The 7,548-nt window shown below is 62.1% G+C and carries 10 protein-coding genes; 6 read left to right on the top strand and 4 right to left on the bottom strand.

Annotated elements, in window-relative coordinates; genetic code table 11:
- Both AC1D1P_RS09960 and AC1D1P_RS09955 read right to left on the bottom strand, forming a co-directional pair.
- A partial coding sequence (locus AC1D1P_RS09960; RefSeq protein ID WP_477672854.1) for a hemerythrin domain-containing protein occupies positions 1-494 on the bottom strand: 494 nt, incomplete at its 3' end.
- 224 nt (positions 495-718) lie between these two features.
- On the bottom strand, positions 719-1,615 hold the full coding sequence (locus AC1D1P_RS09955) for a helix-turn-helix domain-containing protein (RefSeq protein WP_477672853.1): 897 nt from the start codon (positions 1,613-1,615) through the stop codon (positions 719-721).
- A gap of 126 nt (positions 1,616-1,741) precedes the next feature.
- Between AC1D1P_RS09955 and AC1D1P_RS09950 the strand changes: the two genes are divergently transcribed.
- From AC1D1P_RS09950 to AC1D1P_RS09940, 3 genes are all read left to right on the top strand, one after another.
- Positions 1,742-2,134 carry a nuclear transport factor 2 family protein gene (locus AC1D1P_RS09950; protein WP_477672852.1) on the top strand — a complete coding sequence of 131 codons (393 nt, stop codon included), beginning with the start codon at positions 1,742-1,744 and terminating at the stop codon, positions 2,132-2,134.
- A 280-nt stretch (positions 2,135-2,414) separates the two neighbouring features.
- The gene (locus tag AC1D1P_RS09945) at positions 2,415-2,852 is read left to right on the top strand and encodes a universal stress protein (RefSeq protein WP_477672851.1); all 438 of its coding nucleotides are present in this window, start codon (positions 2,415-2,417) and stop codon (positions 2,850-2,852) included.
- Between the two features lie 26 nt (positions 2,853-2,878).
- Entirely contained in the window at positions 2,879-3,079 is a 201-nt protein-coding gene (locus tag AC1D1P_RS09940) for a YgaP family membrane protein (RefSeq protein WP_477672850.1), read from the top strand.
- Between the two features lie 21 nt (positions 3,080-3,100).
- Here AC1D1P_RS09940 and ylqF read toward each other — a convergent pair whose 3' ends face one another.
- Positions 3,101-4,075 carry a ribosome biogenesis GTPase YlqF gene (ylqF, locus tag AC1D1P_RS09935; protein ID WP_477672849.1) on the bottom strand — a complete coding sequence of 325 codons (975 nt, stop codon included), beginning with the start codon at positions 4,073-4,075 and terminating at the stop codon, positions 3,101-3,103.
- 278 nt (positions 4,076-4,353) lie between these two features.
- On the opposite strand from ylqF, the gene AC1D1P_RS09930 reads away from it, so the two are divergent.
- Complete coding sequence (locus tag AC1D1P_RS09930) at positions 4,354-4,629, top strand: hypothetical protein (RefSeq protein WP_477671509.1); 276 nt, start codon at positions 4,354-4,356, stop codon at positions 4,627-4,629.
- Between the two features lie 21 nt (positions 4,630-4,650).
- Positions 4,651-4,875 (top strand): oxidoreductase-like domain-containing protein, encoded by a 225-nt coding sequence (locus AC1D1P_RS09925; protein ID WP_477672848.1) that lies wholly within the window; start codon positions 4,651-4,653, stop codon positions 4,873-4,875.
- Between the two features lie 194 nt (positions 4,876-5,069).
- On the opposite strand, the gene gshA is transcribed toward AC1D1P_RS09925, so the two are convergent.
- The gene (gene gshA / locus AC1D1P_RS09920; protein ID WP_477671507.1) at positions 5,070-6,662 is read right to left on the bottom strand and encodes a glutamate--cysteine ligase; all 1,593 of its coding nucleotides are present in this window, start codon (positions 6,660-6,662) and stop codon (positions 5,070-5,072) included.
- A 357-nt stretch (positions 6,663-7,019) separates the two neighbouring features.
- On the opposite strand from gshA, the gene AC1D1P_RS09915 reads away from it, so the two are divergent.
- Positions 7,020-7,548, top strand: a 529-nt coding sequence (locus AC1D1P_RS09915) for a hypothetical protein (RefSeq protein WP_477672847.1), incomplete at its 3' end; no start/stop codon positions are given.

The following is a 7,548-nucleotide window of genomic DNA, read 5'->3' as shown; positions in this document are numbered from 1 at the left end:
ATCACGATGCGTGTGAAAAGCCGGTCATACACCGGGTCGGCCGCGTGCTTGCCGGCAAGCGGGTCGCGGTTTTGCTGGAAGGCGGCGTCCAGCTCTTTCCAGTCGGCCTCGGTGAGCACTTTTTCAGCCTCGGGCAGGATGATCGTTTCTTCCAGCCGCATGTGCTCCAGGTAAAACTCGACGTAACGTTTGCACTGCGCCTCGAACTCGGGCTTTCGCTGCTCGCCCAGCAGCTCCCAGGCCAGCAACAGGTGCTGCAGTTCACGCACAGCCTTCTCGCCGCTCATGTGGTCGCGCTCCAGCTGCTGCACCGTAGCCATGACCGATGGCGCGGAGCGCACCACACGCGGAAACAGCAGGTCTGACTCCTTGGGGTGATGCAGGCGCTCGGGGAACTCGTCGATATAAAACAGCATGGCCCGAAAGACGTCGAAGAATTGCTGCGCACGGTCGCCCGGGCCGCGCGCCACCATCAGCTGCATGGATCGCAGCATGGCGGAAAGGGAGGCGTGCTCATCGAGGATGATCTGCACGCTGGCATGTTTGTGAATGGCGGTCTCCAAGGTTATCGGCGAATTGCCAATAGCGCCCAGAATGCCTCCAGGCACCGCCGCCGGCCTTGACGAAGATCAAACGGCGTGCACTTGGCGCATCATCCGCCTGCCAAGCAAGCCAGCTTCGACGACAAGCGTGGTCGGTGGACTTGTGCAGACCTTCCCTAGCGGTAACCTGCACGAAACTCCACCGGGGTACATCCAACCTCCCGTTTGAAGAACTTGGTAAAGTTGCTGGAGTCGTCGAAACCCAGCTCGTAGCCTATCCCGGCGATGGGCATCCCGGTGTGTGCAAGTAGCCGCTTGGCCTCCAGCGAAATCCTGTTCGCCACAAACGCTTTCGCGCTAACCCCCGCAACATTCAGGGTGACGCGAGTCAACGTTCGCGTTGTGCAGCCGATGGCATCGGCATATTGCGCCAAGGTATGCCACTTCGCAAACGATTGATCCAGGAGGAGCCGAAACCTCCGAAAACGATCCAGCTCCGAAGGCCGGACGGTGCCATCGCTGCGTTGTTGCTGGTGCGCCAGAACCAGCCGCAGGAGCACGGTGCAAAGCTGGTGCAGCAACAGGGCCTGAACCTCTGGCTGGCCGGCTTGCAAGCCCCCGTCCAGGTGCATCTGTGCCATGGTTTGCTGCAGCAACCGGGCCTCGGCGTCATCAAAAGTGAGCTGCACRGGCAACTCAGCCACAGCCTGAACCAGGCCGAGCTTCCCCATCTTGTCCTGCGATGCAAAAAGCTGTTCAGGGCGAAATAGAACGAGCCAGCCGTCCCAGGGTGTTGTCACATCGAACTGCTCGACCTGTGACGGATGCAAAACCAGCACAGAGCCGGGCGAGCAGCGGACGGGCTCGAAGTCCACCACATGCGTGCATTCGCCGCGCCTGACGAAGATCAGTTCATGGAATTCGATGCGGTGCGGCCTGCGCAGCTCTTCCGCCGGAGCGCGGGCACGCAGCTCCCGCATCGCAACCACCTCGATATCGAACGCGTAGCTGGCCGGCGGCGCGTAGCCGATCCGCTCCAGTGTGTCATTCGCCCCGTCAATATTTCCATTCATGTCCGATTATTACCATTTTTAGACAGCTTTCCACCGTGACGCCAAGGCGAGCGCAACGTACAGTTTTACCTGATGACACCTGAACCAATGCAGGGCCATCACTTATTTCAACCAGCAGAGAAACAGATGACTACTCCAATCGAAATTGCACAAAAGTACATTCAAGCCGTTCAATCCGGCGATCAAGCCGCGCTAGGCGTCCTCCTGGCACCGGACATCGTGTGGCACCAGCCCGGGCGCAATCGCTTCTCCGGCACGCACAGGAGCGTGCAAGCCGTTGGAACGATGATCGGCAAGATGATGGAAGTGTCCAAGGGAACATTTGCGATCACCCGCGCGCATCGCTTCATGGGGAATGGCGCATGGGTCACCGTGGAGCTTGAGTTCGAGGGACAGCGCGACGGCTTGCGGCTATCTCAGCATGGCATCGACTTGCTGCGCATCGAAGAAGGCAGGATCGTCGAAGCCAGGCTGTTCTCAAGCGATCCTGAGCAGGAAGATGCGTTCTGGGGTCACTAACTCCCCTCATCCGACAGACTCTATTGTTTCCTGTCGCTGAGTGACACTGAGGCTGCCCGTAACTTCTCCTGCATTCGGTGGATTTTGAAACCGACATCGCCGCACCGCGCGGCGTCACATCACGAACCGTGGCAGGCAATCCGCCCCGTCCCCTCCCCGATTGAGGCGATGACTTGACCTGCATCAAAGCCGTTTGGCGGCAGCGACCTAAAGTGGAACCGCCCTGCTCAAGGTTTGCCGCACCGGCGATGAGCCGCCCAGGATGACAAGGAGATTTGCCATGTTCAAACATATTCTTCTACCGACCGACGGCTCGCCCGCTTCGGATCGGGCAATTGCACAGGCAGTGACTTTCGCCAGGGAAGCCCAGGCCAGGATCACGGGTTTGCATGTGATGCAGGAGTTTCACCTGCTGACCTATCGGGTCCAGATGCTGGAAGACACACGGGACCAATTCATGAGGGAATGCCAGGCGCAGGCAGAGRCATTCCTGTCTGCGCTGAAAGACGCCGCCGACAAGGCGGGCGTGCCTTGCGAAACCGTTTGCGTCGCAGGCGACCACCCCTACGAAACCATCGTCCGGATGGCAGACGGCAAAGCTTGCGACCTCATCGTGATGGCCTCGCACGGCCGCAAGGGAATCACCGGCTTTCTCCTGGGCAGTGAAACCCAGAAGGTGCTGTCCCACAGCAAAAAACCGGTGCTGGTACTGCACTAGAAACCACTTTACCAAAGGAGCTCATCATGAACAAAAACGCAGGCACCGCCGACCGTGCGGTGCGCATCGTGGCGGGACTCGTCATCCTCAGCCTGTATTTTGTGGTGGACCCCGCCTGGCGCTGGTGGGCGCTGCTGGGACTCGTGCCCCTGCTGACAGGGTTGTTGGGCTGGTGCCCGGCGTATACGCTGCTTGGCATACGGACCTGCAAAACAGGCCCCAACTGATCCCGCGCGCGGTGGCCGGTCTCAGGATTCTTCGAATCCGGACCTGCCGGATTTATCCGGCCGCGGAATCTTCTTGAACTTGATCAACCGGTTGGTTTCGATCTTGTCTTTTTTCACCTGGCGCTCGGCGTCGAGCAGCCGGCCGGCGGCCGCCCATTCGGCAAACTCGTCAGGCGTTTCCAGGGTCACACGGCCCAGCGTTCCCGCCCGGAATTCATAGATCACGATCTCGGCGGCCTTTTGCAGGTTGACCCGGCCCTTGGAGAGCACCGCGCCGCGCTTGCGGCCAATTTCTTCGAGCAGTTGCTCGTCGGTAATGCCTGGCGTGACTTCGACCTTGTAGCGCGCCTCCAGCAAGGCCGGGTAGTGCTTGATCAGGTAATCCAGCAACTCGAGCGCGACCTCTTCCTCGTTAAAGGCATTGCGGCCAATGGCGCCGCTGGCGGCCAGGTTATAGCCGCTTTTGGCCACGATGATGCGCGGCCAGAGCATGCCGGGCGTGTCCCATAAATAAAACCCGTCGGCCAGCACCAGGCGCTGCTCGACCTTGGTGATGCCCGCTTCGTCACCGGTTTTGGTGGCGCGCTTGCCGGTGAGGGTATTGATGAGGGTGGACTTGCCGACGTTGGGAATGCCGCAAATCAGCACCCGCATCGGCTTGACCATGGTGCCGCGAGTGGGCGCCAGCGCGTGGCAGGCATCAATGAGGCGGCGCGCAGGCGTGGTCTCGCTGGCGTCCAGCTCAATCGCGCGGGTGGCGGGCAGGCTGTTGTAGTGATCCAGCCAGAGCGGCGTGCGGGTGGCGTCGGCCAGGTCGCGCTTGTTGAGCACCTTGAGCGCCGGTTTGGCGCTGGTGAGCTCGGCCAGCATGGGGTTGGCGCTGGAGCCGGGCAGGCGCGCATCAAGCAGTTCAATGACGACATCAATTTCCTTGATGCGCTCACTGATGGCTTTTTTGGTCAGGTGCATGTGACCGGGAAACCACTGGATGGCCATCGGGATCTTTCTTAGGGTGTTCGGGTTCAGATGGAACCGGGGCGGGAAGACCCGGCTCAATTCCCCAATTGTCGCCGCAGCGGGCGGCCCCGCCGCCAAGCCGGTACGGGGGACATTCCGGGCCTGCCTCACCTGCTTGCGGCCCAATGAAGGACAATCGGGGCATAGACAGATGTAGCGGCTGCGACCAGCCGTAATGCGCCCAGGCTCATCGGGGCCGCTCCAAGCCGCCCCGAAGCCCTTCCCATCCATCTCCGACCTCCCCTATCGAGCCCCTCATGCCCCTGCCCGCAGCCCCCGACAAAAAACCCGTGATCCCGGCCCGCCGCCTGGCCGCTTCCGCCCTCAAGGCCAATAACGAACTGATGATCAAAGGCATCCTGTGTGTGCTGATCGGCCTGGGTGTGGTGGTGTCGCCCTACTTCATCACCTCACCGGGCATGCAGGGCATCGTCGCCAAATCGGCCCTGGTGGGCTGGTTTGCCCTGGTACTGGGCTGCGCATTCATCGGCCTGTACGCCCGCCGGCGCATGGCGGCTTCCGCCAAACCCTGACACGGCACCCACACCAGGCCCATGCCCGAAAGCCCTGCTGACCACAGCGCCGCCATGGCGATCTTCAGCACCCTGCAGGAGCGCGCCGCTGCTGCGGGCATCCGCTTGCGGCCACCTCCCCCAAAGCCCACCACCTGCTGCGGGCGCGGCTGCAACGGCTGCGTGTGGGAAGGCTGGTACGCGGCCGTGACGTACTGGCGTGAAGACGCCGAAGAAGCGATTTTTAAATACCAAATCGGGCTCTAGCCCAATACCAACTTGCGCCACCAGCTACTGAATTGATAGCACCCCGTGAGTTTCGATAGGGGTGTCCCTGTTCACCAGCAGGGGCCGCGGAACTGGCTTCGCCAAGCCGCAGGCGCCGTCCCCTGCAAGGGGAAAAGGCACTACACGAAGTGAGTGCCGATAGGGGTGAACCTATTTCTCAAGGGGAGAGGGGGCTACACGAAGTGAGCCCCAACAGGGGTGTGCTCAGATTCGCGCCCCGGCATGCCCAGGCGCTCAGCCGAAACGTACTGCTGACGGTACTGCTCAAACGGCATGGTGTCCGCGGCTTCAATCTTCTTTTGTTCCTGGACGGAGGCCTCGGTCAGTGCGGCGAAGTGTGCCAGCTGGCCGGCCGACAACGGCTGCGCCTGCAGGATGCCTTGCGTCTTTTCAGACTGCGCGCGTGTGAACCGGATGAAGGAGTTCTCATGGCGGTCGGCCATGGCGGCCAGCACACGGGCCGAAGGCAAGGTGGAGGGGTCCAGCAAAGCGGCGCTGGCCAATGTCAGGGCGTCGCTGTATTGCGAGCCGCCATGCGTGGCGTCGAGCGCCGCCGCGATAGGCGCGCATTGGCCCACCACCTCCGCACCCCAGGCCGTCAGCGTGATCTCATGGCCGCCTCGCTTGAGTTTCAGGCCGGGCTCTCGCCCGCGCGCCGCCGTCTGGTGCTGGTTATGCTTGAGCTCGGCGATTTCCTGGGGCGTGTCGTTCGGGCTGTCGCTGAGCAGGCAGTGCAGCAGGAACACATCGAGGAAACGCATGGTCTGCGCATTGATGCCGACGGACTCGAAAGGGTCCAGGTCCATCAGCCGCACTTCGATGTATTCGACGCCGCGCTCGCGCAGCGCATGCAGCGGCCGTTCGCCGGGAAAGATCACGCGCTTGGGGCGAATGGTGCCGTAGAACTCGTTTTCAATCTGCAGCAGCGTGGTGGCCAGCTGGTTGTAGTCGCCGCCGGGGTTGCGGATGCCCACTGCCTCATAGGCCGGGTAGGGCCGGGTCAGCGCGTCCTGCAGCGAAGCGCCGTAGCCGTCGAGGCTGTTGTAGCTCACGGCAAGCGATGCCTGCGCGTCGCTCTGGTAGCCCAGGCGGCCCATGCGCAGCGAAGTGCCGTAAGGCATGTACATGGTGCTGTCGCTCAGGGTTTGCAGCTCGTGCTGGCGCCCTTCCACAAACGTGGAACACACCGCGGGCGAGGCGCCAAACAGGTACAGCAGCAAAAACGCCTGGCGGCGGAAGTTGCGGATCAGCGCGAAGTATTCCTTGCTGCTCACCCCGGGCAGGGACCAGTTGTAGTGAATGCCCGAAATGGTTTGCATGCGCCGGCCGTAACGGTGCGACAGGCCCATGCGGTAAACGCTCTTGGCGCGCCCGACATTGGACGAACCGAAGCGGGCGATGGGAATGGTTTCGTCGGTCGGCAGGCCGCAAGGCATGCTGGACACCCAGAGCATTTCGTCGCCCAGATCTTTCATGGTGCGGTAGGTGAACTGGTGCAGCTCCGTCAGTTCCTGAAGCGTGGCTTCAGGGCTGGGGTGGGCGCCGGTGACCAGCTCAACCTGCGATTCGCTGAAGTCCGTGGTGATGCCCGGATGCGTGAGGGCCGAGCCCAGGGCCGCGGGATGCGGCGTGAGGGCCAAGCCGCCGCCGGGTTTGGCGCGCAGGCTTTCCTTCTCGACACCGCGGCGCATGCCCTTGAGCCGGGCCGGGGTGAGCGCTTTCAGGCGGTCCTGTAGCGCGCCCGCAGGCGCCTGCAACTTGGTCATATCGTCATTCCCCCAGAATCTTGAATTGGCGTGGAAGTTATCACAGCACGGCGCTTTGCGCTGGCGCATCCGGGCTTGCCAGCACAGCCCGGGTGGGGTCTGGCTCGGGGCCCGTGCAGGCCGGCCGGATTTAAGCCATACACCGCATTTTCCGGGCAGAAATCCACAGTTTGGCGCCCGGGATGTGGAAAGCGAGCGACGCCGGAGCGCCAGGGTGCAGAACTCCCTTGACTTGTCAGACAAGCTGGACGACGATAAAAAACATTCCGTAACACGGCTGTTTTACCCTTCAATTTCCGCCAAACTAAACGGTTTTGCGGTCTTTTAGCCTGAGGCAGCGTAGAGCTTGATCAAAAAATGAAAAAACTGCTAGCCAGCCTTTTCGGCGGTTCAACCCCCGCAGCGTCGCCCAAACGCACGGGCACGTCCAGCCGGGACAACCCGCTCACCATCGAGGACGGCTCGGACAACGCCACGCGCCGCCACCTGGTGCAGGTGTTGCTGCGCGATGCCATGCGTAAATACGGTATTCCCTTGCCCTGGATCGATTGCCAGATGCTGCTGGTGTCCAGCCGCAGCCGCGGCCCTGGCATGTATGTACGCCTCGTTGTGCGGCATTGGGACGACCGTCTGATGAAGTACGCTTTCGCCTTCCAGAACGCCCTGATGGAAGAAATCACGCGCTTTGAACCCGGGGCGGCCCAATGGCTGCACGGCATTTCCTGGCAACTGGAAGTGGCGGAGACCTGCCCCAACCCGACCATGCCCGACAAGTCATATTGGGCCGATCCCGTCCGGCCGCCTGCCGGCGCATCGGTTCGCCCGCCACGCAGCGCGCCCCTGACTTCCCTGGCCCCTCTTCCCGCGGCGGCAACAGCCTCTGCAG

The organism is Polaromonas sp. P1_E1_2 (assembly GCF_056406035.1).
This window is presented reverse-complemented; position numbering and strand designations above follow the sequence as displayed.